The sequence below is a fragment of the Winogradskyella arenosi genome (genome assembly GCF_003337305.1).
Classification (GTDB): Bacteria; Bacteroidota; Bacteroidia; order Flavobacteriales; family Flavobacteriaceae; genus Winogradskyella; species Winogradskyella arenosi.
Genome location: NZ_QPJO01000003.1, coordinates 123133 through 148531, shown reverse-complemented (window position 1 = coordinate 148531; position 25399 = coordinate 123133). Strand labels below are relative to the sequence as shown.

Annotated in this window: 27 protein-coding genes and 1 tRNA gene; 15 read left to right on the top strand and 13 right to left on the bottom strand. The window is 34.1% G+C overall.

Annotated elements, in window-relative coordinates:
* The first annotated feature begins 4 nt into the window (after positions 1–4).
* The 10 genes from DFQ08_RS09695 (at position 5) to DFQ08_RS09655 (ending at position 10779) form a co-directional block, all read left to right on the top strand.
* The gene (locus DFQ08_RS09695) at positions 5–1177 is read left to right on the top strand and encodes a toll/interleukin-1 receptor domain-containing protein (RefSeq protein ID WP_114309829.1); all 1173 of its coding nucleotides are present in this window, start codon (positions 5–7) and stop codon (positions 1175–1177) included.
* Positions 1159–1749, top strand: a complete 591-nt coding sequence (locus DFQ08_RS09690) for an SLOG domain-containing protein (RefSeq protein WP_114309828.1) — start codon at positions 1159–1161, stop codon at positions 1747–1749. The genes DFQ08_RS09695 and DFQ08_RS09690 overlap by 19 nt, the downstream gene beginning before the upstream one ends.
* 2 nt (positions 1750–1751) lie before the next feature.
* Positions 1752–2444: a TIR domain-containing protein gene (locus DFQ08_RS09685; RefSeq protein ID WP_114309827.1), complete on the top strand. Its 693-nt coding sequence runs from the start codon at positions 1752–1754 to the stop codon at positions 2442–2444.
* Between the two features lie 23 nt (positions 2445–2467).
* Positions 2468–2608, top strand: a complete 141-nt coding sequence (locus DFQ08_RS16170) for a hypothetical protein (protein WP_181858390.1) — start codon at positions 2468–2470, stop codon at positions 2606–2608.
* A gap of 66 nt (positions 2609–2674) precedes the next feature.
* Complete coding sequence (locus tag DFQ08_RS09680; protein ID WP_114309826.1) at positions 2675–2986, top strand: hypothetical protein; 312 nt, start codon at positions 2675–2677, stop codon at positions 2984–2986.
* A 5-nt stretch (positions 2987–2991) separates the two neighbouring features.
* Positions 2992–3642, top strand: a complete 651-nt coding sequence (locus tag DFQ08_RS09675; RefSeq protein ID WP_114309825.1) for a hypothetical protein — start codon at positions 2992–2994, stop codon at positions 3640–3642.
* A complete protein-coding gene (locus DFQ08_RS09670) occupies positions 3636–4763 on the top strand; it encodes a PD-(D/E)XK nuclease family protein (protein ID WP_114309824.1) in 1128 nt (375 codons plus the stop codon). The genes DFQ08_RS09675 and DFQ08_RS09670 overlap by 7 nt, the downstream gene beginning before the upstream one ends.
* Positions 4764–4777: 14 nt before the next feature.
* On the top strand, positions 4778–6568 hold the full coding sequence (locus tag DFQ08_RS09665) for a GmrSD restriction endonuclease domain-containing protein (RefSeq protein WP_114309823.1): 1791 nt from the start codon (positions 4778–4780) through the stop codon (positions 6566–6568).
* A 28-nt stretch (positions 6569–6596) separates the two neighbouring features.
* A complete protein-coding gene (locus tag DFQ08_RS09660; RefSeq protein ID WP_114309822.1) occupies positions 6597–7622 on the top strand; it encodes a hypothetical protein in 1026 nt (341 codons plus the stop codon).
* A gap of 16 nt (positions 7623–7638) precedes the next feature.
* A complete protein-coding gene (locus tag DFQ08_RS09655) occupies positions 7639–10779 on the top strand; it encodes a type I restriction endonuclease subunit R (protein ID WP_114309821.1) in 3141 nt (1046 codons plus the stop codon).
* A gap of 20 nt (positions 10780–10799) precedes the next feature.
* Here DFQ08_RS09655 and DFQ08_RS09650 read toward each other — a convergent pair whose 3' ends face one another.
* From DFQ08_RS09650 to DFQ08_RS09635, 4 genes are all read right to left on the bottom strand, one after another.
* Positions 10800–11234: a hypothetical protein gene (locus tag DFQ08_RS09650; protein WP_114309820.1), complete on the bottom strand. Its 435-nt coding sequence runs from the start codon at positions 11232–11234 to the stop codon at positions 10800–10802.
* A gap of 68 nt (positions 11235–11302) precedes the next feature.
* Positions 11303–11965 carry a hypothetical protein gene (locus DFQ08_RS09645; protein WP_114309819.1) on the bottom strand — a complete coding sequence of 221 codons (663 nt, stop codon included), beginning with the start codon at positions 11963–11965 and terminating at the stop codon, positions 11303–11305.
* On the bottom strand, positions 11958–13334 hold the full coding sequence (locus tag DFQ08_RS09640; protein ID WP_114309818.1) for a tyrosine-type recombinase/integrase: 1377 nt from the start codon (positions 13332–13334) through the stop codon (positions 11958–11960). Before DFQ08_RS09640 ends, DFQ08_RS09645 begins: the two co-directional genes overlap by 8 nt.
* A gap of 53 nt (positions 13335–13387) precedes the next feature.
* Positions 13388–13461 (bottom strand) — tRNA-Met (locus DFQ08_RS09635).
* Positions 13462–13640: 179 nt separating this feature from the next.
* Between DFQ08_RS09635 and DFQ08_RS09630 the strand changes: the two genes are divergently transcribed.
* Both DFQ08_RS09630 and DFQ08_RS09625 read left to right on the top strand, forming a co-directional pair.
* Complete coding sequence (locus DFQ08_RS09630) at positions 13641–14033, top strand: START-like domain-containing protein (RefSeq protein ID WP_114309817.1); 393 nt, start codon at positions 13641–13643, stop codon at positions 14031–14033.
* A 197-nt stretch (positions 14034–14230) separates the two neighbouring features.
* Positions 14231–15085 (top strand): aminotransferase class IV, encoded by an 855-nt coding sequence (locus DFQ08_RS09625; RefSeq protein WP_114309816.1) that lies wholly within the window; start codon positions 14231–14233, stop codon positions 15083–15085.
* Between the two features lie 164 nt (positions 15086–15249).
* Here the strand turns inward: DFQ08_RS09625 and DFQ08_RS09620 are convergent, their stop codons facing one another.
* The 5 genes from DFQ08_RS09620 to DFQ08_RS09600 all read right to left on the bottom strand — a co-directional run bounded on the left by DFQ08_RS09620 (position 15250) and on the right by DFQ08_RS09600 (position 19799).
* Entirely contained in the window at positions 15250–15804 is a 555-nt protein-coding gene (locus DFQ08_RS09620) for a YqgE/AlgH family protein (RefSeq protein ID WP_114309815.1), read from the bottom strand.
* Positions 15805–15934: 130 nt separating this feature from the next.
* Positions 15935–16207: an HU family DNA-binding protein gene (locus DFQ08_RS09615; protein WP_114309814.1), complete on the bottom strand. Its 273-nt coding sequence runs from the start codon at positions 16205–16207 to the stop codon at positions 15935–15937.
* 198 nt (positions 16208–16405) lie between these two features.
* Positions 16406–17365, bottom strand: a complete 960-nt coding sequence (gene fmt, locus DFQ08_RS09610) for a methionyl-tRNA formyltransferase (RefSeq protein ID WP_114309813.1) — start codon at positions 17363–17365, stop codon at positions 16406–16408.
* The gene (locus DFQ08_RS09605) at positions 17362–19257 is read right to left on the bottom strand and encodes a RecQ family ATP-dependent DNA helicase (RefSeq protein WP_114309812.1); all 1896 of its coding nucleotides are present in this window, start codon (positions 19255–19257) and stop codon (positions 17362–17364) included. Before DFQ08_RS09605 ends, fmt begins: the two co-directional genes overlap by 4 nt.
* A gap of 2 nt (positions 19258–19259) precedes the next feature.
* The gene (locus tag DFQ08_RS09600; protein ID WP_114309811.1) at positions 19260–19799 is read right to left on the bottom strand and encodes an AAA family ATPase; all 540 of its coding nucleotides are present in this window, start codon (positions 19797–19799) and stop codon (positions 19260–19262) included.
* Positions 19800–19877: 78 nt separating this feature from the next.
* Here DFQ08_RS09600 and DFQ08_RS09595 point away from each other — a divergent pair, with 78 nt between their 5' ends.
* The 3 genes from DFQ08_RS09595 to murA all read left to right on the top strand — a co-directional run bounded on the left by DFQ08_RS09595 (position 19878) and on the right by murA (position 22254).
* Positions 19878–20171, top strand: a complete 294-nt coding sequence (locus DFQ08_RS09595) for a DUF493 family protein (RefSeq protein ID WP_114309810.1) — start codon at positions 19878–19880, stop codon at positions 20169–20171.
* 100 nt (positions 20172–20271) lie between these two features.
* Positions 20272–20931, top strand: a complete 660-nt coding sequence (locus tag DFQ08_RS09590; RefSeq protein ID WP_114310175.1) for a DUF4290 domain-containing protein — start codon at positions 20272–20274, stop codon at positions 20929–20931.
* A gap of 6 nt (positions 20932–20937) precedes the next feature.
* The gene (gene murA, locus DFQ08_RS09585) at positions 20938–22254 is read left to right on the top strand and encodes a UDP-N-acetylglucosamine 1-carboxyvinyltransferase (RefSeq protein WP_114309809.1); all 1317 of its coding nucleotides are present in this window, start codon (positions 20938–20940) and stop codon (positions 22252–22254) included.
* 192 nt (positions 22255–22446) lie between these two features.
* Here murA and DFQ08_RS09580 read toward each other — a convergent pair whose 3' ends face one another.
* The 4 genes from DFQ08_RS09580 to DFQ08_RS09565 form a co-directional block, all read right to left on the bottom strand.
* The gene (locus DFQ08_RS09580; protein WP_114309808.1) at positions 22447–23751 is read right to left on the bottom strand and encodes a cryptochrome/photolyase family protein; all 1305 of its coding nucleotides are present in this window, start codon (positions 23749–23751) and stop codon (positions 22447–22449) included.
* 53 nt (positions 23752–23804) lie between these two features.
* Positions 23805–24278 (bottom strand): SRPBCC family protein, encoded by a 474-nt coding sequence (locus tag DFQ08_RS09575; protein WP_114309807.1) that lies wholly within the window; start codon positions 24276–24278, stop codon positions 23805–23807.
* 58 nt (positions 24279–24336) lie between these two features.
* The gene (locus DFQ08_RS09570; RefSeq protein ID WP_114309806.1) at positions 24337–24801 is read right to left on the bottom strand and encodes a TspO/MBR family protein; all 465 of its coding nucleotides are present in this window, start codon (positions 24799–24801) and stop codon (positions 24337–24339) included.
* A 94-nt stretch (positions 24802–24895) separates the two neighbouring features.
* Positions 24896–25384: a glutathione peroxidase gene (locus DFQ08_RS09565; protein ID WP_114309805.1), complete on the bottom strand. Its 489-nt coding sequence runs from the start codon at positions 25382–25384 to the stop codon at positions 24896–24898.
* Positions 25385–25399 lie beyond the last annotated feature (15 nt).

Below are 25399 nucleotides of genomic sequence, written 5' to 3'. Positions count from 1 at the left end.
GCTTATGAAATATAAATATCGATTAATAGTTTTAGGTAATCTTGGTAGTCTTTCAAATAAAGTAATAGATTTATTTTATAAAAAAATAGAGGAACTAAAACTAGAGCGAGATTATTTTAAAATAATAAATCACGGAAATTTTAATACAGAGTATAGTGGTAATCAGCCAGCATTTGCAATATATTTTGGTGATGAAAATGGAAGTTTTAAAGACTTAACAATAACGGAGACTTTAATAAAAGATGGTACATTAATACTACCAGTCTATTATACAGAAAATAGCTTCAGTGATGAGATTCCTAAAATACTTGAAAACCAAAATGGTCTTTTATATGATGCTACTAAAGATATAAAGATTGTTAATCTGGCATTAGAAGCATTTGAATTATTACGGTCTTCTAGAAAAGTATTTGTGAGTTACAAGAGAAGTGAATCTTCATCTGTAGCAATACAATTATATGAAGCCTTAGAAAGAAATAATTTTGATGTTTTTTTAGATACACATTCAATAAAACCAGGAGAACCCTTTCAAGAAGAACTTTGGCATAGAATGACAGATTGTGATGTCATTGTACTCTTAAACACACCTAAATTTTTAGAAAGCTATTGGTGTACAGAAGAAATTGCAGAAGCTAGTGCAAAACAAATAGGTATAATTCAGCTAGTTTGGCCAAATCATAAATTGGAGGCTATGGCACATGTTTGTTTACCTAAACAACTTCAAAATACTGATTTTGAAAATGGTGTATTTAATGATGAAAACACATCTAAACTAACCGAAGTTTTTATAAATGATTTGGTAAAAGAGGTGGAGTCTTTGAGAGCTAGAAATCTAGCATCTAGACAAGATAATTTAATTACTGAGTTTACCAATTATGCTAATAAGCATGGTAAAAAAATAAACTTACAACCAGAACGATTTATTTCTGAAGAATTAGATAATGGAAAAAGGAGAATTTTTATTCCGAGTGTAGGTGTACCACAATCGGTAAATTGTAATCAATCAGAAGAAATCATTAAAGAAATAAAAGACTTTGAAGTAGATAGCGTTCATTTAATCTATGACGATCTAAGAATAAGAAATAAATGGCTCAACCATTTAGATTGGTTAAATGGTTATTTGAAGGTTCAAACAATTAAGAAACAAAATTTTGACGAATGGCTAGAAAAGAATTAAAAAACATATTTCTTTCAGCAAGCATACCACTTCCTGAAAGAGATCCTCGATATTATGAAACTGCTGACGTTATTGCTATCCGTGATGCTGTTATCGCATTGTGTACAACTGTATTGCCAAATCACAGATTGATTTGGGGAGGACATCCATCAATTACACCTTTGGTTAATTTTGTATTGCAAAAGCTGAATATGGATATTCAAAATCATGTAACTCTATATCAATCTAAATTTTTTAAAAAATCTTATCCAGAGGATAACAATAAATTTAAAAATGTAATTCAGACTCCTATTCTTTTAGATGATGAAGATAAAAGTATCAGACTCATGCGTGAATTAATGTTTGGTGGAAATGAATTTGCAGCTGGTATTTTTATTGGAGGAATGGAAGGTGTGGAAGAAGAATATAAGATGTTTAGAGAATTTCATCCAGAGGCTCTAATTATTCCACTAGCAAGTACAGGAGCTGCTGCAAAATTCATATATGAAAATAGCATTAATAAAAATGAAAGATTTCAAAATGATTATGCGTTTTCATCAACATTTCAAGAACTTCTAATTGATAAAATATAGTTATGGGAAGAAAAGTATTTGTGTCGTATAAATATGGAGATACACATGTGCCAGATTTAAATAAGGTAGATGAAATTGAGATTTTTGGAAGAATTTATAGAACGGCGAGAGCAACGAGAGTTAGGGATTATGTGGATGAGTTACAGGAAATAATTGGTAAGGATAATATCAATTTAGGGGAAAAAGATGGAGAAAGTCTTCTGCATTTTGCTGATGAAACTATTAAGTCTGCTTTAAAAGATAAAATTTTTAATAGTAGTGTAACAATTGTTATGATTTCAAAAGGAATGAAAGAAACATTTAAAGCTGAAAGCGACCAATGGATACCGTGGGAAGTTTCTTATTCTTTAAGACAAACGACAAGAGCAGATAGAACCAGTAGAATGAATGGAGTTATTGCAGTGGTTTTACCTGATGAAAATAATTCTTACGATTGGTATATTTCAGAAGATTCAGATTGTAATTGCACTAATTATAAGACCTCTTTATTATTTGAAATTATTAAAGCAAATATGTTTAATGTGAAAAATCCAGATAGAAGGATTTGTAGTGGTTATTATGTTTACTCGGGTGAAGCATCTTATATTTTAAATGTTAAGTGGAAAGATTTTAAAGTATCTCATAAAACTTATATAGAAAAGGCTATTGAAATTAGAGACAATAAAAAATTATACGATACTCATATTAATATATAGCAGAACTATATTATAGTTAAATTATGCAAAAAGAACAACAAGCCTTCTTAATAGAAGAAATTTGGTTACTAACCTTTGGTGGTGCGTTTCAGCATACAGGTATTTACAAACCCAATACCAAAGAAAAAGACCGTACCTATTTTAGAAACAAGCTAAGAGGTTAAGTAGAGAATACTGTTGTAAGTCAATACAAAACACCAATAACAGAGGATAGCATTCATATAGAAAATATGCAAGCCATAAGTCGGTTTACAGAAAACTTTAGTCATGTACTAAAAGCTCCTATTAATATCGGTGTCAGCCAAAAACTACTAAATCTGGCTTTAAAATATTACTGGTGTTTGGGTATTATACCAGAACCACCACATTGCCCTGTAGACAGAATTATACAACAACGCTTATACAAGCAACCTTTAGTGAATTGGACGCAGTTAGAATGTGCAGATACCTATTTGCAAATTATACAAGATATAAGATGTAAAGCTAAAGAGAGCCAGCAAAGCATCGCACAATGGGAGTTGGTTAATTTTGATAGACGATAGCAATTATGGAAGATGTATTTATAAAGTTTAAGGAATTATTTACAGAGCGTTGTAGTCACATCCCTTTATTAGAAATGGGAGAAGATTCTGTGCGTTATGATTTTTTTACAGCACTTACTTTAGAACGTGACTTAAAAAATTATGAAATAGTATTGGAAAACAGTATAGATAAATGTTGTTATACACCAAGAGAAAATATGCATTCATACCGAAAAGAAAACCCAAAAATGGATTTGGTAGTCGATAAACTAAATTTGTGTGCAGAATTTGGTTTATTTAAACAAAACAGTAACGAAAAAGGTACTATAAATAAAACAGCTAAATTAATTAAAACACTAAACGATATGATTCGTTTAGGGCTAGATACTTATTTTACCAAACGCAAAGCGTATTTTATCTGTGTTGCAGATGCTAAAATGTTAGGGCATCAATTACAATCTAGACTTTTAGGACCGTTTCCTTCAAATTATGAAATAAAAGAACAATTAGTCAATGCTTTGTGTTCAAAAAAAACATCAAATTTTGACTTTCGTTTTATTGAGAAAATGAATGAGTTGAATTTAAGTTTTAATGCTAATATTTTGCATGACGAGCTAATTTTAGCGGACAAAATTAATATGGAAACAAGACTTATAATTTGGGAAGTAACATGTTAGAAGGAAAAGAAAAGATTAATTTAGAGTCATTACAAGCGTTTTTAGATAAAAACGAAATCCCTAAAATTAAAGGCAAACCCAAAACCTTTTTAGGCATCGCTAAACAACCACATTACGAGAATGTGTTGTCTAATATTTATGCGTTTTATCTTAGAGTTAATGAGGTGCATAAGTTTAAGGATTTATTTGTTACAAGTTTGTTTGAGCTCATTAATAAAGATAGCACACTTATAGATCCGTTTTTTGATTTTAAAGTATTTACGGAGTATGGTGTGAGCGATCAAAAACGTATAGATATTCTATTACAAAATAATGAGCAAGCCGTAATTATAGAAAACAAAGTGTATCATCATCTTAATAACGATTTAGAGTTATATTATACTGATGTGGTAGCAACCAAAAAAATGGGTGTGGTTTTGTCGTTACATCCAATTTCTAAAATATATCATCCATATTTTATAAATATTACACATTTGCAATTACTCAATCAAGTCATGCAAAATTTGGGTAACTACCTGTTAGATGCCAATGATAAATACGTGGTGTTTTTAAAAGACTTTTACCAAAACACAATAAACTTAAGCCAGCCACTTATGAACGAAAATGATTTTAACTTTTATTTTGAAAATCAACAAAAAATCAACAATCTTATAGCTTATAAATCTTCTGCTAGAAAACATCTAGAAAATGAAGTTAAAAAAGCATATAGGCTATTAGAAGGTGAAAAATTAAATATTAAACTTTACGAGTCTTCGGGTAATTTAGGTAATGTCTTATCTTACTATATCTCTAAATTAGACAAAAATTTAATGTTTACTATTATTTATGGAGATTTGCTTAAAACAGATGGCACTTTAAGATTAATTGTTGAGTTAAAGGGGAAAGCCTTAATTAATAAAGAACGTTATAGAGGTGTAACCTTATCAGGTGAGGAAAATGCTAGTTTTTATAATTCTAAAAATAAAGTTTATGCGCATTTTGCTGTTAGATCTTACAAACTCCAGAAATCAGAAATAAGAACTTTGGGAGATGTTATATATAACAAACTAAAAGGTGATGGTTTTGTTGACGTCTTTACTAAGCTCGAAAAAATTCTAAAGCAAGAAATTAAAAATAATTAAACAAGCGATACTAAATGGCAAAATACTCAGTACACCAACAACCTGTAGAAACCTTATTAAGCTGGATAAAATCTGGTGAAATTGCCATACCAGAAATACAACGGCCGTTTGTTTGGAAAAGTGCAAAAGTGAGAGATTTAATAGACTCTTTATATCAAGGCTATCCTGTAGGTTATATTATTACATGGCGTAATCCAGATGTAAAATTAAAAAACGGAGAATTATCTGCGGGAAAAAAAGTTTTAATAGATGGGCAGCAACGTATTACCGCGTTAACCGCTGCTGTGGTTGGGCAACGTGTTTTAAATAAAAACTATAAGGAAATTAATATTCGAATTGCCTTTAATCCAATAACAGAAAAATTTGAGGTATTAAATAAGGCTTTTGAAAAAAGTTCAGAATGGATAAATAATATCAACCCTATAGTTAATGACGAGATTTCTGTTTTTGAAGCTATAGATGAGTACATGAATTTAAATCCAGAAGTAGACAAACGAAGTGTTATTAAAACAATAGAAAAGCTAAAAGGTGTAAAAACCAAACAGGTTGGTATTATTGAGTTAGACCATTCCTTAGATATAGATACAGTAACCGATATCTTTATTCGTATCAACCAAAAAGGGGTGGTGCTGAGTAATGCAGACTTCGTGATGTCTAAAATAGCTTCCGATGAGGTTTATGGCGGAAATAAAATGCGAAAATTAGTCGATTATTTTTGTAGACTATTAGTGGATAAAGATTTCAATAAACACATTTTAGATAACGATACTGTATTCGCTAATAGCGACTATTACAAAGCGTCTAAATGGATGGCAACAGGTAGTGACGATTTGTACATTCCAGATTATATAGATGTGTTACGTGTGGCATTTACCTATAAATTTAGTCGTGGAAAATTTAGCGATTTAGTAGCGTTGCTGTCTGGTCGTAATTTTGAAACTAGAACGTATGAGAGCGATATTGCAGAATGTAGTTATAATCTGCTATCAGAAGGCTTAACAGATTTTGTTAACCAAACCAGTTACCAACGTTTTATTATGTTGGTAAAGTCAGCAGGTTTAATAAGTCAGAAGTTAATCGCTTCAAAAAACAGTTTAAACTTTTCCTATGCTTTGTATTTAAAACTACGGAATGAGTGTATGCCAGAATCGGAGATTCAACACTATGTTAAGCGTTGGTTAGTAATGTCATTACTTATTGGTCGTTATTCAGGGTCTGTAGAATCTATGATTGATGAAGACATCAAACAAATTAATGAGAAAGGTGTTAAGGTATATTTACAGCAAATGGAACAAAACCATTTAGGACAGGGATTTTGGGAATTTTCATTGGTAAATCAATTAGAATCTTCTAGTGTTAATAACAATGCCTATAATGTGTATTTAGCAGCGCAATGTTATGGTAATGCACCAGCATTTTTATCAAAAAGCATGAAAATTAGTAGCTTAATTGAGCAGCGCGGCGATGTACATCATATTTTTCCAAAAAAATACTTAGCACAAAATGGGTTTATACCAAAGCAATATAATCAAGTAGCAAATTTTGTGTACACAGAACAAGCTACTAATATTAAAGTGGGCATGTTAACACCACAAAATTACATAGCTAAGGTTGCAACACAAATTGAAGATGGCGTTTTTGATATTAGTACTTTAGATTCTAAAATAGGATTAGAAGAAAACCTTTTGCTAAATGATATACCAAAAACATTACATAAGGCAACGCATTTAGATTATAATGATTTTCTTGTAGAACGACGTAAGCTAATGGCTGCTAAAATTAAAACTTATTACGAACAATTATAAACTTAATACTAAAATTAAATAATTAAAAATGAAACAGATTTACCTACTGTTACTATTACTCACCTTTTCAACCCAATTAAAAGCAGAAACAAGCCCAATAAACGTTGCTGACTTAAATTTTAGAATAGCGCCAATGTCAACGCATCACATGGCTTATGGTTTTGCAGAAGGGGATAAGATAATTATTAATTACTCAGAAGAACGTGGTAAAAAACTCAAGAATTTTGAAATAATTGAATATAAGGCTTCTAAAGTGTACTCAGACTTTAATGTTATAACTATTAATCAGAAGGAGGTTGTGATAAAAAGGACTGGGATTTATATTTTTAAATTTGAAAATACGTCATTAGCAAGGCGTATATGTAACTTTAAAATAGATAGAATTCCAGTTTCAGAAGATTTAATTTCATTTAATACCACAGTAAAAGAACGTACTTTAACAGATACAACATATACGGTTAGACAAGAAGAATATGTTAAAAGCGAGTCATATAAAGTAAAGGAAGTGACTAAAAATCAGCATTTCTATGTGAATAGTGGTTCTAATGCTATGTTTAAAGGAGGCAAGTCTAGAGTTACACTGCCTTTTGTTTTACCTCAAAATACAGTAAAATGGTATTATACAGTGTCGTCCTTTAGAGATAATGATTTGATAGAAAGCACCAATGAACAAATTAATTTAGTTTCAGATTTAAGTAATTTAGTGGATAGTACAGGAAGCCTAGGCTTTGCTATAGATCAATTAGCTACTCCACCAGGAGCAGATTATTGTGATGTGTATTTATTAGATCATTCAAATAATAGTCTCTTTTTAAATAAAGACGCTTTTAAAGATTATCCTATTGGCACAAGAGAAAATATCATAGCTGCTAATGTTGAGATTACAAGTAAATTTACTCAACAGATGTATTTAGGAATTAAAAACCCAGATAGTATGCATGGCATTAATGTTTTGGTGAGTATTGCTGCTATTGTAAAAGAACAAGAAATAGGCATTAAAGAAATTAAAGAGCCTCATATAACTTCTACAAAAGAGTTATATTTAGAGAACTAAGTTAGTTATAGTTAAAATGAGCAAATTCACAGAAGCACAATTAGAAAACGTTTTTATAGAGTTATTAGGTCACGAAGGTATTCCACATGTGTTAGGAAATACCATTGAGCGTAAGCCTGAAGATGTGCTTATTAAAGCAGATATTAAAAGCTATTTGCAAAGCCAATATAAAGACGATAATATTACAGATACCGAAATTAATTCTGTTATCCGTAAGCTAGAAGTATTTAGCGCTTCAGATTTATATGAGTCTAATAAGCAAATCATGAAACTGATCTCTAATGGGTTTCAGCTAGAGCGAGAAGACCGTTCTAAAAAAGACTTATACATTCATCTTATAGATTATTCAGATAAAGACAACAACACCTATAAAATTGTTAACCAGTTAGAAATTTATGGTTACGAAAAGCGTATACCAGATGGTATTTTATATATCAATGGCTTACCTTTAGTCGTTTTTGAATTTAAAACAGCTATTCAAGAAAATGTAACTATTTGGAATGCATACGACCAATTAACTAATAGGTATAGAAGAGATATTCCAGAACTCTTCAAGTACAATGCCTTTTGTATTATTAGCGATGGGGTAAATAGTAAAATGGGTTCGTTTTTTTCTAACTATGAGTTTTACTACGCATGGCGAAAAGTATTAGGCTTAGATAAAGAAGTAGATGGTATTAATAGTATGTACACCATGATACAAGGTTTGTTTAACAAAAACAGACTGCGTGAGGTCATTCATAATTTTATATACTTTCCAGATTCTAATAAACACGAGCTTAAAATAGTATGTCGTTATCCGCAATATTATGCAGCTACAAAGCTTCTTAAAAATATAAAACAACACCAAAAGCCAGAAGGAGACGGAAAAGGAGGAACCTACTTTGGTGCAACTGGTTGTGGTAAAAGTTATACCATGTTGTTTTTGTCTAGATTGTTAATGCGTAGTCCGCATTTTAAAAGTCCTACATTAATAATTATCACAGACCGTACCGATTTAGACGACCAATTATCTGGTCAATTTACCAATGCAAAAGAATATGTTGGCGATAATAATATAATTAGAGTTCAAAGTAGAAATGAGTTAAAAACATTGCTTCAAAACCGTAAAAGTGGTGGTGTATTTTTAACTACCATTCATAAGTTTACAGAAGACCTAGACGTGTTAACCGATAGAACCAATGTGATTTGTATTTCAGACGAAGCACACCGTAGTCAAATTAATCTAGACCAAAAAGTAACAGTTACCGAAGATGGTGTCAAAAAGACCTATGGTTTTGCGAAGTACTTACACGATTCTTTGCCAAATGCAACCTATGTTGGTTTTACAGGCACACCAATAGATGCTACGTTAAATGTGTTTGGAGATATTATAGATTCCTACACCATGACAGAGTCCGAAAAAGACGAAATTACAGTGCGTATTGTCTATGAAGGTCGTGCTGCTAAAGTAGTCTTAGAGAATTCCAAATTAGAAGAAATTGAAGCCTATTATAACCAATGTGCAGAAGAAGGTGCAAACGATTATCAAATAGAAGAAAGTAAAAAAGCATCTGCAAATATGAATGCCATTATTGGCGATCCAGACCGATTAAAAGCTGTGGCAGAAGATTTTGTAAAGCATTATGAAACCAGAATAGAGGAGGGGGCAACCATAAAAGGGAAAGCCTTGTTTGTATGTAGTTCTAGGCCTATAGCTTTTAATCTATATCAAGAGATTATTGCATTGCGTCCAGAATGGGCTGAGGTTAAGGCTTTTGAGGAAGGGTCAACACTCACGGAAAAAGAGAAGAAGGACATCAAACCCATGGAACGCATTAAAATGATAATGACACGCGGTAAAGACGACCTAGAAGAGATGTATAATTTATTGGGCACTAAAGACGATAGAAAAGAATTAGACCGCCAGTTTAAAAACGAAAAGTCTAATTTTAAAATCGCCATAGTGGTAGATATGTGGCTTACAGGTTTTGATGTGCCATTTTTAGATACCATGTATATAGACAAACCCATACAGCAACATAATTTAATACAAACCATATCTAGAGTAAATAGAAAGTACAAGACCAAGTCAAAAGGTTTAGTGGTAGATTATATAGGCTTTAAAAAACAAATGAATTTAGCCTTAAAACAATATTCTGCCGTAGATAGTCAGAATTTTGAAGACATACAAACCTCTATTGTAGTGGTTAAAGACCAGTTAGATTTGTTAGCAAAACTGTTTCATAAGTTTGATGCCTCAAATTATTTTTCTGGAGAAGGAAGCAAACAATTAGAATGCTTAAACTTAGCTGCAGAATTTGTACAACGTACAAAACAAATAGAAACCCGTTTTATGAATATTGTAAAACGTTTAAAAGCCGGTTATGATATTTGTTGTGGTGCCAATGCATTTACGGAAGAACAAAAAGACCATATACATTTTTACCTTGCCATTCGTTCTATCGTATTCAAACTAACCAAAGGCGATGCACCAGATACCGCACAAATGAATGCAAGAGTGCGCGAAATGATAAAAGAAGCTTTGCAGAGCGATGGGGTAGAAGAGATTTTTAAGCTAGGCGAAGACCAGCAAACCGAAATAGATATTTTTGACGATGCATACCTAGCTAAAATTGATAAAATAAAATTACCAAATACCAAAATAAAACTCTTGCAGCAGCTACTATTAAAAGCCATAGATGAGCTTAAAAAAACAAACAAAATGCAAGGGATTGATTTTTCTAAAAAGTTTAAAAGTATAGTAGATAGATATAATGAGCGCAGTGAACAAGATATACTACAAAGTAACGTGCTAGAAGATTTTACAGACGAGATAATAGACTTGTATCATGAGCTTAGAAAAGAAAAAGAGTCGTTTCAAGATATGGGGATTGATTTTGAAGAAAAAGCCTTTTACGATATTTTAAAAGCCATTGCCCATAAATATGATTTTGATTATCCAGAAGATAAACTCATTCACTTATCTAAAGAAGTGAAGAAAGTAGTGGATGATAAAGCAAAATATACCGACTGGAATCAACGAGACGATATCAAAGCAGAACTAAAGGTAGATTTAATTATTCTATTAGCCGAGAACGACTACCCACCAGTTACAAAAGATGAGGTATTTAAAGAGATCTTTGAACAGGCAGAGAATTTTAAGAAATATAATTAATATCTGAAAAGGAATATAGACTAAATAGTTGTGTTGATACTCAAATAAACCAAAACCCCCTCAACCAAATCAAAGTATGGGTATTGCCCAAATTCATTGGCTGGCATATTTTTAACCAAATGATAGCGTCCATTTAAAGTCTCTATTAAAGCCTTTAAATCGCCTTTGGTTGCAGGTTTATTGGTCGTTTTGGTTAGTAAGCTTTTAATGGCATCGGCTGCTAAGGTTCCTGCCGTGGCATTTCCCACACCACTTAAAGACATTTTGGGCTTTGGTAAAGTAGAGAAATCGGGGACCGTTATTTGTTCCGATGGAGCTGCTAGCTTGGTAGATGTTTTGCGGGCATGATAAGCTTTTGAGCGACAGGTATCGCTGCAATATTTTTGTACACGACGTCTTTTCGGTTCAAATTCCTTAAAACAATAGTCACAAGTATAAAATTGTTGATGAGTCATTTAGCGTGTAATAAACGTTTGTTTGACGCTAAATTAACATTATTTACCGTTTTTAGCTTAGAATATGACTATAAATCAACATTAAAAACCGTTTTCAACAAAAAGTGGTCAATCGCATCATCATCGATCTGTAGTTTAGGTCTTTTCCTAGGTGTCTTTGGTTTATGCTTTACTGGAACCATTGACGAGGCCTTCTCCAATTCAGGTATGGAAAAGGTCGACTTCATGTTTTTTAGAATAGCAGTACGGTCTGGTTTTGCATCTAATGGATTCAAATTAAAGTACTGCTCTAATTGCGCATAATGATTTGTAAAAAAGAGATTTTGACTTTTAAAGGCATTAAAAATTGAAATATTCAGATTAGGGAAAGTGTGCTTCACATTATCCACTAACCAAGAGGTGATAAATAAGTGGCAATCCATATGCTGTTTGTAGTCATCAAGAATAAACTGAAAGACGTTTTTACTCACCTTGTCCTTGGTGTCTAAGAGTAACAACAAATTGTTCTGTAACACCTTATTCTTATTTAAGATATCAACTAGAGCAATTTGTTCTATATCATGCGTAATAGCTCCTAGCTGATCTTGGTTGTAAGCAACAACATCATAGGAATCCTTGGCGATCATCCCTGCGAGTATAGAGGTTTCAACATCAGAATAGATCGCACTAGGAAAGAAAAAGATATACTTTTTCGTAATATTCGCTATTAATTGTTCAGAAATATCAGTCATTATCAAAGTGCTTAGAATAATCTTTAGGCATTACCGCATCAATATCTCTTAAATATTTTTCAAGGGCATCCATAGTGGCATGTCCTGTAATATTCATTAATTCACTTTTTGCAGCATGAGGCGATGAACCTTTAAGTAAAGATTGGTATAAAATTGAAATAAACGTATGTCTAAAACTGTATAAGGTCTGATCTTTGTCTAGGTTGAAGTGATCTTTTACAACAGATTTATAACGCTTAGAAAAATAATTACTCTTATTTACATCGGTGGCATCCCATTCGCCACCAATTTTAATAGGCGTAAATAAATAGCCTTCTGGATCTAGTTTTGATAAGTCAGGCAGCTCTTCAATAATCTTATTTGGAATAAGCTTCGTTTTTAACGGACTGTTCTTAGCTTTAAACTGAATTGTTTTATCTTGAATATTGATATCCTTAATTTTTAACCTACAGACTTCAACAGGCCTTAATAAATTATAACTGATAAACTTAATAAAGAGGAGTAGGATAGGGTCTTCCGTCTTTAAATATTTAAAAATCTTCTGATGCTCTTCAGTGGTATATGATTTGTTCCTTGTAGGGATACTGCGTAATGCAGGTATCTTCTTAATCGGATTATAATCAATATGATCATTCTCCTCTAAGGTTTGTAATAAACTACTTAAATTAAGTCTGTTGTTGTTTCTATTTCGAGCACTAGAGCGAATTAAAACAGCATTAAGGTAATCTAGTGCTACTTTCTTATCCACTTGTCTAATAGAGGTCACATCAGGCCTATGTTCAGCAGCCCATTTAATAAAAGCAATGGTAGTGTACTCATAATCTTTAAGTGATCGCTTTGAAATTTGGTTGGCCTTAATTTTTAAACTGAAATCAAAAGCTTTGCGTAATGGCAAGCCTTCTACTTTTGGGATTTCCTTTCTTAAAAATTCCCGTTTTGGTGCAGGAGTTTCTTTTTTCAGAAGTTCCGTTGGAAAAGTGATAGGTTGTACATAGGCTTTCTTTGGAACCGATGCTTTTGGTATAGCATTGGCTTCTTCTGAAAGTTTTTTGAATAGCTCGGTATTATCAACATAAGGATTGTAGCCTTGCTGAAGCAATTTTAAAAGCCTTTTGCGATATCGCGATAATAACGCTAAACGATCTTCTTTAGTTTTATAAGTATTGGCGTTTCCGTAAATATTTTTTTGACGTTTTAGCTTCTTGGTCTCAGGATCTCTAAATGAGAAATATACGTACCAACGCTTTTTGATATCGCCTTTTGCGGAGTAAATTTTGGGAGCTGAAAAATCTCTTTTGTGTGACAAATTGTGTGCAGAATCGTGTTCAGAATTATGTTCAAAGGTAAGAAATTCATTGAGTATAGTCATAAAAAAACGGTTTAGAGTGAACTAAACCGTTTGTTTGTAACCTATTAAGATCGTAGCGAGAACGAGATTTGAACTCGTGACCTCTGGGTTATGAATCCAACGCTCTAACCAACTGAGCTACCTCGCCATAATTCGCAATTAAAATTTTCAAAACTTAGTGTTGTGAACATACCCGTAATTGCGGCTGCAAATATATAAAGATTTTTGAATATCACAAACATTAAAAACTAAAAAAAAATAAAATTAATTTAATGTTTAAAACTCAAGGATATTTACATATATTGAGCAAATAATACAAGGACTAATATGGACGATAAAGAAAAATTTGAAATGGAGTTTGTGATCCAGGCATCACCAACCCTTATATACCAATATATATCAACACCTTCTGGTTTATCAGAATGGTTTGCAGATAATGTTAACTCAAGAGGAGAACTATTCACTTTTATATGGGATGGTTCCGAAGAACAAGCCAAACTTCTTAGTAAAAAGAGTGGCGAACGCATCAAATTCCGATGGTTATACGATGAGGAAGAGGGCGCTAGCTGTTTTTTCGAAATTAGAATTCAAGTGGATGAAATTACTAAAGATGTTTCTTTAATGATTACCGACTTTGCTGAAGAAGACGAAGTAGAAGAAAGCAAAATGCTTTGGACCAATCAAATCTCTAGTTTAAAACAAGTTTTAGGCTCTGCATAAGCACTAAATAAGTATTCTATTATATCTTTGTCCCGATTTGATATCACAATATCAAATTGGGACTTTTTTATTCAAATTTATACCAGCCTCAGGGGGCAATTTCAAATTGTGTTCTGAAAGCTTTAAAAAAAAATTAAATCAGGTTTTATTGAGTAAAAATCATTTAGAACGATAGATAATAGCGAAGAACCAATACTATGGTAAATTATAATGGCACACTAGTGTCGCAAGACGATGCAAAGTTAACAATAGCCAATAGAGGGTATAAATATGGAGATGCTCTTTTTGAAACTCTAAAAGTGGTCAATGGTAAAATCTTCTTTTGGGAAGATCATTATTTTAGGCTGATGTCTTCAATGCGTATTTTAAGAATGGACATTCCTATGGCTTTTACGATGGAATTTCTTGAAGCTGAAATTTTAAAAACCATTGAGGCTAATGATTTACTGACATCAGCAGCACGTGTTCGCGTTAATGTAGATCGTGGTGAAGGCGGAAAGTATTTCCCTTCAAAAGAAGCTAATGTGGCTTTTAATATTACGGCGGAAGTGCATCACGATCCGTTTTATACTATTGATGAAACCGCCACTTGTCTTGTTGATCTTTATAAAGATTATTACGTAGCGCCAGGATTATTGTCAGGTTTAAAGTCGAATAACAAAGCCATACAGGTCATAGGAAGTATTTACGCTCAGGAAAATGATTTTGACAACTGTTTTGTGCTGAATACCAACAAGAGTATTATAGAAGCCTTAAATGGAAATTTATTTCTTGTAAAAGGCGACAAAATTAAAACACCACCTTTAGAAGATGGTTGTTTAAAAGGGGTGATGCGAAAGCAAGTGTTGGAAATCCTTGATAAAGACGTAAACGTTATTGTAGAAGAGGCTAGTATAAGTCCGTTTGAACTTCAAAAAGCAGATGAATTATTTATAACAAACGTAATCCAAGGTATTGTTCCCGTAACCAAGTACCGCAAAAAAACGTATAGTAGCGATTTTGCAGAGAAGGTATTAAACAAGCTAAATGCAAAATTAAGATTATTGTCTTAATCCGAGTTCAAAGTACTTTAAACGGGTTTCAAATCTGCGAGCGGAAAGTGCTTAGGTGAAGTAGCGGCTTTGTCTTAGAATTTAGCGCACAAGCGTATAAAAGCGTTAGACAGTAAGCTTAACGTAGCTTTTCTTTGGCCTGAGTACTAAAAAACGGAAACGACTTAATTATAGCTTGGGTTTTCTGGGGCATTAGACCAAATACTATAATCGCCACCCAGTTCTAACATCTTTTCACGCCAAAAGCTATTACAAGATTTAGAAATGATTTGGTTGTGGTAAATATTTTCTGAAATTAACCAAGCATTAGAGGCAAGTTCATGGTCTAATTGCTGCTCATCCCAGCCGGAATAGCCTAAGAAGAAACGAATGTCTTCATTAGAAATTTCACCACGGTTAATAAGGTTTAAAACGATACTAAAATCGCCACCCCAAAAAATGCCGTGAGAGATTTCAACGCTATTGGGTATGAGCTCTGGTGATTTGTGAATAAAGTACAAATTGTCTTGTTCTACGGGACCACCATTATATACCGGGAAATCAGATTCTGTGCCTTCAATGAGATCTTTAAGATTGTAGTTTAAAGGTTTATTTAAAATAAACCCAACAGATCCTAAAGGGTTGTGATCCGCTAAGAGAATCACAGCACGATTGAATGAAATATCACCGATAATGGAAGGTTCGGCAATGAGTAAATTGCCTTTTTCGGGTTTGTTCATCTTAAATAGTCTATAATTAGTTCTTTAAATCTATGTTTTTTTTGTTAAAAAACCAACTAAATACCATTTAAATTAAGATAAAAAAAACCTGCTCATAGAGCAGGTTCTATATTTGAAACCAAAAAAATGCTTAGTTTACAGCGTTACTTAAGTCAGAACCTGCCTTAAATTTCACAACATTTTTTGCTTTAATTTTTATTGTTTTTCCTGTTTGTGGATTTCTTCCGTCTCTTGCGGCTCTTTTTGATACGGACCAAGAACCAAAACCAACTAAAGATACTCTGTTTCCTTTTTGTAAAGCACCTTCAATATCAATTAATAATGAATCTAATGCTTTTTTAGCAGCTGCCTTTGTGATTCCTGCATTTTCTGCCATTCCGTTGATTAAATCTGTTTTGTTCATAAATATTAAGTTTAAATTGTTAAAATACCGGTTATAAAAGTGATTATTTTTTTAAAGCCGTACACAAATTTATCAGGAAAATTAAGCTACACAAGTAATAGCAAGGGAAATAGAGGGGATTGTTAATAACTTCGATAATTTGTTAATAAATGATATGTATTTCATCGGGTTTTTTATAAAACCAATGAACATAGGGGTTTACGAGAGTTTTGCGCCTTCTAAAAATTCAAACCCATTTAATAATGATTTAACTTTCATTTTTCGTTTTCCTGGGAGCTGAATTTCTAACAGGTTAATGTATCCCCCTTGGCAGGCTACCTTTAACGTGTCTTTAGTTGCAAATAATTGACCCGCTTCAAAATTATGAACAGCTTCTAGTTTTTCTACGCCATAAATTTTAACCGATAAAGGCTTTGATTCGTTTTGTTCTAAGAAGCACCAAGCCGCAGGAAATGGGTTTAATCCGCGTATCTTATTGTAAATCGTGTCTATAGGTAAACTCCAGTCAATTTTACAATTATCTCTATTCAGCTTATAGGCTGTTTTTAAATCGTCTGTCTGCGGTTGTACTGTGGTAGTCACCGTTTGGTTTTCAATCTGCTCAACCGTTTTTATAACCAAGGCACTTCCTTTAATCATTAAAGTGTCATGCAGGGCTCCAACCGTTGTGGTAGGACCTATAACAACGGCATCACTCATAATAACCGCTCCTGTATCAATCTTTTCATCTATAAAGAATGTGGTAATACCGGTTTGGGTTTCCCCGTTTATAATCGCCCAATGTATTGGGGCCGCACCTCGGTATTGTGGAAGTAATGACGCGTGCAGATTAAACGTACCATATTCGGGCATTTGCCATACCACTTTAGGGAGCATTCTAAACGCTACAATAATTTGCAAGTTGGCGTTTAAGGCACGTAAGTCTTCCAAAAACGATTCTGCTTTTAGGTTGGTAGGTTGTAAAATATTGAGCCCTTCCTTTACGGCAAATTCTTTTACAGCGGAAGCTCTCAATTTCTGACCGCGTCCTGCAGGGCGATCTGGCGCTGTAATAACGCCAACCACATTATACTTGTGGTCTATAAGGGCTTTTAAAGTCGCTACGGCAAAATCGGGCGTGCCCATAAATACAATTCGTAAGTCGCGTTGGTCTGTCATTCTAATATGTAGGTGTTAGCGTGTGTTAATTTTATCTTTTTTAAGGCTAAGAGCCTTTTTAATGCTTCTAATAAGTGCTCTTGAGAGCACTCTAGTTGTTGTAATAATTGCCGCGAGGATAAGGCTTGTTGCGCTAAAGCCTTTGTGATCTGTAATTCTAAAGGCGTTGTTGCTGTGGGCGGTGTCGTAGCAGTTTTAGCTTTGCAAACGGAACAAATTCCACAAGGGGTCTTGCTCGGTTCTCCAAAATAATGAAGGAGTTGTTGGCTTTTGCATACCTGATCATTTTTTATGTAGCGAATAACCGATTCTATTTGCTGGTGTTTTAAGGTATGCTGATGCTTAATGGTTTTGGCAATCGGATTAATGGTAATATCGTCTTCTCGAGGTTTTAAGAAGGTCACTTCGGAATCGGTGTCGGCCATTTGTAAGCGGATGACTTCATCTTTTTCTAAGCGTTGTAACTGTGCAATGACTTGTTTTTCTGAAAGTTTTGCTTTTGAAACAATTAAGTTCAGATTCACCTTGGTGTCATAATCAAAAATACCACCATAGGTGCGTAACAAAACCTTTACTAAAATATTTAAATCGAGATGTCTTTCTAAATATTGAAACAAGACCGTGTTGGTGGTGATAAATTGTATTTTGGTTCTAAAATTATAATTTTGGTTTAAGGTAATAATGGCATTTCGGTCTAATAACAACAGGGCGTTATAAGTCATGCTTGTATTAAGCTTGTAATGGCTGCAAAACGATCTAAAATCGAATTGATGCATGGTATTTTCACCTTCACCATATGATATTTGAAAATAATTGCACAAGCGGTTATAAACTGTTTTTACGAATTTAACGGACGGTAAGGTCCCTAAAAACTGACTGCGCAGATGATCTTCATCTATAGTTTGTTTTAAAACAAAAGCATGTGCTAATTGTCCATCTCGGCCAGCACGCCCTGCTTCTTGATAATAACTCTCTAGACTCTCTGGCAAATTAAAATGGATCACGGTACGCACGTTGGCCTTGTCAATACCCATTCCAAAAGCGGTAGTAGCCACCATAATACGGGTTTGACCATGGCTCCATTGGTATAAGCGGTCTTGTTTTTCTTTATTCGTAATTCCGCCGTGATAAAAGGTAGAGGAGAAGCCTTTCGATTTTAAATAATTGTCAATATTGGTGGTTGCCCTGCGATTTCTAACGTAAATAATAGAAGCGCCAGGGTAGTTGTTCAATAAATAATCTAACTGATACAGCTTATCCTCCGCATGCATCACCTGATAAGAAATATTAGGTCTCGCAAAAGAAGCCTTAAAAATCTTAGGATTAATAAAGTCAAGATTTTCAACAATATCATCCACCACTGTATGCTTAGCCGTAGCCGTAAGGGCTATACAATTTACATGGGGATGCATTTCTCTTAAAATGGTAATGTTTTTGTAAGCGGGTCTAAAATCATTACCCCATTGACTAATACAATGGGCTTCATCTACAGCAATTAAATTAACCCGCATACGCTGTATACGATCTTGCACTAAGGTTTGTTGTAAACGCTCAGGAGAGAGGTAGAGAAACTTATAATTCCCGTAAATGCAGTTGTCTAGTTGGGTGTCTAAATCTTTATAAGACATTCCAGAAGTTAGCGCAATGGCTTTAATGCCTTTGGCCTTTAAAGTATTGACTTGATCGCGCATTAAGGCAATCAAAGGAGAGACCACAATACAAATTCCATCTTGTATTAAAGCCGGAATCTGAAAACATACCGATTTCCCTCCTCCGGTTGGGAGCAGTGCAAAGGTATCTTCTCGGTTTAAAACCGAGTTGATAATGTCTTCCTGAAACGGTCTAAAGGAGGTGTGGTTCCAATAGCGTTCTAATACTTCTAAAGGATGCATTTTTATGTATTTAAAGCGCCTAGAATAAAATCAACTCTAGCATCTACACTTCCAAAAGGGACGTCAATTAATTGATAACCAAAACGCTTATAGGTCTGTAATAAGTGATTGTGAATTTCAATGGCCTCTTCAAAACTTTCGTAACGTTCGCTATCACTTGTAAAAATGTCTTGCCATGGTGCTAAAACAAAAATGGCATTATACTTATGGGCTTCACAGGTTGCCACAAAATGATCGGGGTAGCGATCTCCAATATAATCCATATAAGCAATGACATCGGGTAGGCCACGATCTAAAAAGACAAGGGGATCGGTCTCTTTGTCAGCATCTCTAAATTGTTGGGCTCTTCCTTCTAAAAGTTTCTCACTAAAGCGTAGAGGTTCGGTTAAAAAAAGTTGTTCAATACCTTCTTTTCTAGCTTGTAAGGTCACTTGTCTCGATATTTCATCATAGCACACATACTGACGCTGTTTTAGCTCATTTATAAGCGTGGTTTTCCCTGTTCCAGGCCCTCCGGCAATAACTATTTTCTTTGGATTCAAATTGGCAATATTTTTGATATAAAAATAAAATATAAAAATGTAAAGTTAAGCGTATCTTTACAACTGAAAAATTTCAATATGGATAATTCTAAAAAAACAGACGAGTTTTACGACAAATTAAAATCTCAACTTTACGATACGGCCCAATGGCCATCGGAATACTTATATAAATTTATTGTGCTTACAGCGGGATCAGGAGTCAATCATATCGATGCCTTATTTGATAACCTTGGAGCCGTTATAACGACCACCGAATCTAAAAATGGGAAATACACAAGTGTCTCTATAAACGTTAAAATGAAAGACCCAGAAGCTGTAATTGCAAAATACAAAGAGGTCGCAGAAAACGTAGAAGGCGTAATTTCCTTGTAAATTCCTTTTAGGCTAGGTATTTTTTTGTACTTTGCAACCAAACCTAGAGACTACGGGTTTTAACGATTTAGACACTACACATTTTTTACATTTTATAATTTTGATTGACGATTTAGAATACAACACAGAGCGCGAGCATTTAATTATTCCAGAATACGGACGTCATCTCCAAAAGATGATTAATCATGCCAAATCGCGCGAAACTAAAGAAGAGCGTAATAAAGTGGCAAAAGCAATCATTTCTGTAATGGGGAATTTGCAGCCGCACCTTAGAGACGTGCCTGATTTTCAGCATAAGTTATGGGATCAGTTATTTATAATGGCCAATTTTGACATAGACGTTGATGCCCCTTATGGTATGCCTTCTAAAGAGGAAATTTTAGCGCGACCAGAGCCGTTAAAATATCCGCAAAATCATCCTAAATATCGTTTTTATGGGAATAATATAAAAACAATGATCGATGTGGCAGTGAGTTGGGAGGAAGGAGAACTTAAAGAAGCCTTGACCTTTACAATTGCGAATCATATGAAAAAATGTTTCCTAAATTGGAATAAAGATACTGTGGAAGATGATGTGATTTATGATCACTTATTTGAACTTTCTGGAGGGAACATTAACCTTAAGAACACCAAAGAAGATCTTAGTGACGCGAGTAGTTTAATGCGTACCAAATCTAAATACGGGAGTAAAAGTAACTCTAGTAAAAAAAGCAATACCACAAACAAGAAGAAATACTCTAATAACAGAAAACGTTACTAAGAAGGAATGAGTACATTTAAAATTGAAGGAGGCCACCGTTTAAAAGGGAAAATTCAGCCTCAAGGTGCCAAAAACGAAGCATTACAAATCTTATGTGCAGTCTTATTAACTGCAGAGGAAATAAAAATAGATAACATTCCAGATATTATTGATGTTAACAAACTGATCGCTTTATTAAAAAAGCTTGGGGTTAAAATCAATAAATTAGGGAAAGGGTCGTATACGTTTAAAGCAGACGATCTTAACTTAGCCTATTTAGAGTCACCAGAATTTAAGGAAGACGGTAAAGGATTAAGAGGATCTATTATGATTGTTGGGCCTTTATTAGCGCGTTTTGGAAAGGGGTATATTCCTAAGCCAGGAGGTGATAAAATTGGTCGTCGTCGTTTAGATACCCATTTTGAAGGCTTTATTAACTTAGGTGCAAAGTTTCGCTACAACAGAGAAGAATTGTTTTATGGTGTAGAAGCAGATAAGCTGAAAGGAACGTATATGCTTTTAGATGAAGCTTCTGTAACAGGAACCGCTAATATTGTTATGGCGGCAGTTATGGCAGAAGGAACAACAACCATTTATAACGCAGCCTGCGAACCGTATTTGCAACAACTTTGTAAGATGTTGAACCGTATGGGAGCTAAAATTTCTGGTGTTGGTTCTAATCTTCTGACCATTGAAGGTGTTGAAGTTCTTGGTGGAACCGAACATCGTATGCTTCCGGATATGATTGAAATTGGAAGTTGGATTGGTCTTGCTGCAATGACAAAGAGTGAATTAACCATCACCAATGTGAGTTGGGACGATTTAGGCGTGATTCCTAGTGTCTTTAGAAAAATAGGAATTACCGTAGAACGTCAAGGTGATGATATCCATATCCCAGCACATACCGACGGCTATGAGGTTCAGAATTTTATTGATGGCTCTATTTTAACCATTTCTGATGCGCCTTGGCCTGGATTTACTCCAGATTTATTGAGTATTATCTTAACGGTATTAACCCAAGCAAGAGGAAGTGCTATTGTACACCAAAAAATGTTTGAAAGTCGTTTGTTCTTTGTCGATAAATTGATTGACATGGGCGCTAAGATTATTCTTTGTGATCCGCACCGTGCAACGGTTATTGGTCACGATTTTAAATCCACATTAAAAGCAACCACGATGACATCACCAGATATCAGAGCTGGGGTTTCTTTATTAATTGCCGCTTTATCGGCAAAAGGAACATCAATCATTCATAATATTGAGCAGATTGATAGAGGTTATGAAAATATAGATGAACGTTTAAGAGCTATTGGTGCTAAAATTGAACGTGTAGAGGGAAATTAATCCTTTTTAATATCATACAATTGATATAAAAAACGCTTTAGGGAAATCCTTAAAGCGTTTTTTTTATGGGTTATAATTTAATGTTAGATTCTGAATTTACTCAAGAATCGATAGTTCGGATCAGGGCGATAACTTAATACAAAACCTAAGCTAAAATCGAATACACTCATCTTTAAGATGGCTTTTGAAGCTTTAGTTTAAGGCTGCTTTATAGGTGGTTAAACAGCGTCCTCTTGCTTCTTTATGGTCTACCATAGGTTTTGGGTAGCTCAGCTCTTGATAATCCGGAACCCATTGCTTAATGTACTCGTGGTCTTTATCAAATTTTTTAATCTGGGTTGTAGGATTAAATATTCTGAAATAGGGTGCCGCATCAACACCACAACCGGCCACCCATTGCCAATTGCCAACATTACTAGCCATTTCATAATCGTGTAATTTTTCAGCAAAATAAGCTTCACCTAAGCGCCAATCCATAAGCAAGTGCTTGCATAGAAAACTGCCCACAAGCATACGCACTCTGTTGTGCATAAATCCTGTAGCGTTCAGTTGTCGCATTCCAGCATCGACTAAAGGATAACCGGTTTTACCTTCGCACCAGGTTTTAAATTCGTCTTCATTATAACGCCATTCTATACGGTCGTATTTTGGTTTAAAGGCCTTGGTGGTAGTTTCAGGAAAGTGCCAGAGTATTTGCATAAAGAATTCACGCCAAATCAATTCCTGCCAAAACACTTCATTATTTTCAGAAATCGCCTTCTTTATCATTTTACGAATGCTTACAGTGCCAAATCGTAAGTGTGGCCCTAGGTGCGATGTGGCATCTTCAGCCGGAAAATTTCTATGATCTTCATAATTCTGAATTAAAGTCGGAGTCACCGTATAAGGCGTGATCTCTTGTGATGATGTTTCAAAGCCGATATCGGCAAGACTTAAATTGGGGAGACGGCTATGTGCAATAAGGTTGTTAAGAACGGAGTTGGTATAATAAATATTGAGGTCGGTGTTCTTGAACTTTTCTTTCCAGGTGCGCATATAAGGGGTATAAACCAAATAAGGATCCCCATCCTTTTTTACGACCTCGTCTTTTTCAAAAATAACATGATCTTTATAGGTTTTAAAAGCAATGTCGTGAGCGTTTAAAAACGTTTTTATAGCTTCATCTCTTTCCGTAGCATACGGTTCATAATCGTGATTGGTATAGACCGAAGCAATATCATAGTCTTTACGGAGTTGTTTAAATACAGCTTCAGGTTCAGCATTAAAGAGGGCAATACTACTGTTGTAATCGTCTTGTAGTGTTTGCCTCATGGTCTGTAAGGTCTGGTGGATAAAGGTGACACGTGCATCATCTTTAGGTAATTCTTTCAAGATGTTCGTGTCAAATATAAAAATAGGTAAAACAGGATGTTCTCCTTTTAAGGCCTCGTAAAACCCAAGGTTATCATCCAATCTTAAATCGCGTCGAAACCAAAAAATAGTTACTTTTTTACTCATAGTTACTTTGATACTGTGTTTGCTATTATAATTTATAAAGCTGAATTAAATGTCTATGATTTACCCTTAAACGTCCCAAATAAGGCTTCTAATTTCTGAGTCCGGTATTCAAAAATTTCATTCAATTTTGGTTGTACAAGTATCGGGTGGGCGAGTTGCCCTAATACCCCAAGGGGAAGTTTGTAGTCTATAAGGTCTTCCATTTCTACACCACCATCAATTTCTCTTATAAAATGCTTATGATGCCATAAGGCATAAGGCCCAAAGCGTTGTTCGTCTACAAAATACTGATGATCTTTAATGTGGGTAATTTCAGTGACCCATTTGGTTTTTATTCCCAACACTGGAGTAACGATATATTGAATAATTTGACCAGGAAACATCGGTCTATCTGCCCCCGAAAGGATATGAAAGCCCATATAATCTGGTGTGATAATTTTTAGATTAGCCGGATCTGATAAAAAATCCCAAGCTTGATCCATTGTAATAGGGAGCTTTTGCTTTTTGTGTAAGGTATAAATTTTCATAGGAATATAATGGCATTAAAAACGATGTGAAGGATTAATAAAGTGCCCACTGAAGTTTTTAATTGTATAAAACCACGTAGGTGTTTAAGGAGATCGCTACAAAAAGCCATAAGATGTAAGGCAGCAATAAATACTTAAAGCGGTATAATTTTTCATCTCCAAATGTGCAAAAGAAATAGATGATTACAATAGTGAGTAAGACAATATTGATGAGGGCATAAGAGACATAATGCAAATGAAAGAAGAGGTAATTCCATAACACATTAAGGAGGAGCGCTAAGCTGTACACAAAAACGACCACTTTTGAATTTCTAATGCTAAATAAATAACTTAAATAGATCGAAAAACAGAGCATAATTAATGACCAAGCTGCACCAAATACCCACCCCGGAGGTGTCCAAGGTGCTTTGTTTAATTGGCTGTACCAAACACCTGAAACTTCATCACCCATAAAATAACGACCTATTGCAAGGCCACCAAAATTGAGAATAAGAAATATAATAAACAGATATTTTGCTTTCAATTTATACGGTAATTTTAAAGGTTAAAATGAATCCTTATTTTTATATCCACGCCTTGAATGGTCCTGCGAGATCCTATTCGGATTACTGTGGGGGTTATTCTATATGTTTTACAATCCTAGAACTGCTAGGATTAGTAATGGAATAATAATGATCTATAAGCTGCCCGTCTTCATCTAAAAGGTATTTTTGAAAATTCCATTTTACCGTTGAGCTATTTTTTCCGTTTAAGGTTTTATCGGTAAGCCACTGGTAAAGCGGATGCTGTTCTTCGCCTTTAACATTAATTTTCTCGGTCATTAAAAAATTAATCTTATAATTTACATCACAAAACTCTCGAATTTCTTCAGGAGCACCCGGTTCTTGATGGCCAAACTGATTACAAGGAACACCCATAACTACAAGTTGGTTTTTAAAACGATCTTGTAGTTTCTGTAAGTCTTTATATTGAGACGTAAAACCACACTTTGAGGCTACATTAACAATAAGTACTTTTTTTCCTTTTAATGTGGAAAGGTCTATGGGGGCGCCTTGTAAATTATTAATACTAATATCATAAAAGGCCGATGTTGCCGTGGAGATCATATGATTAAGGATTTT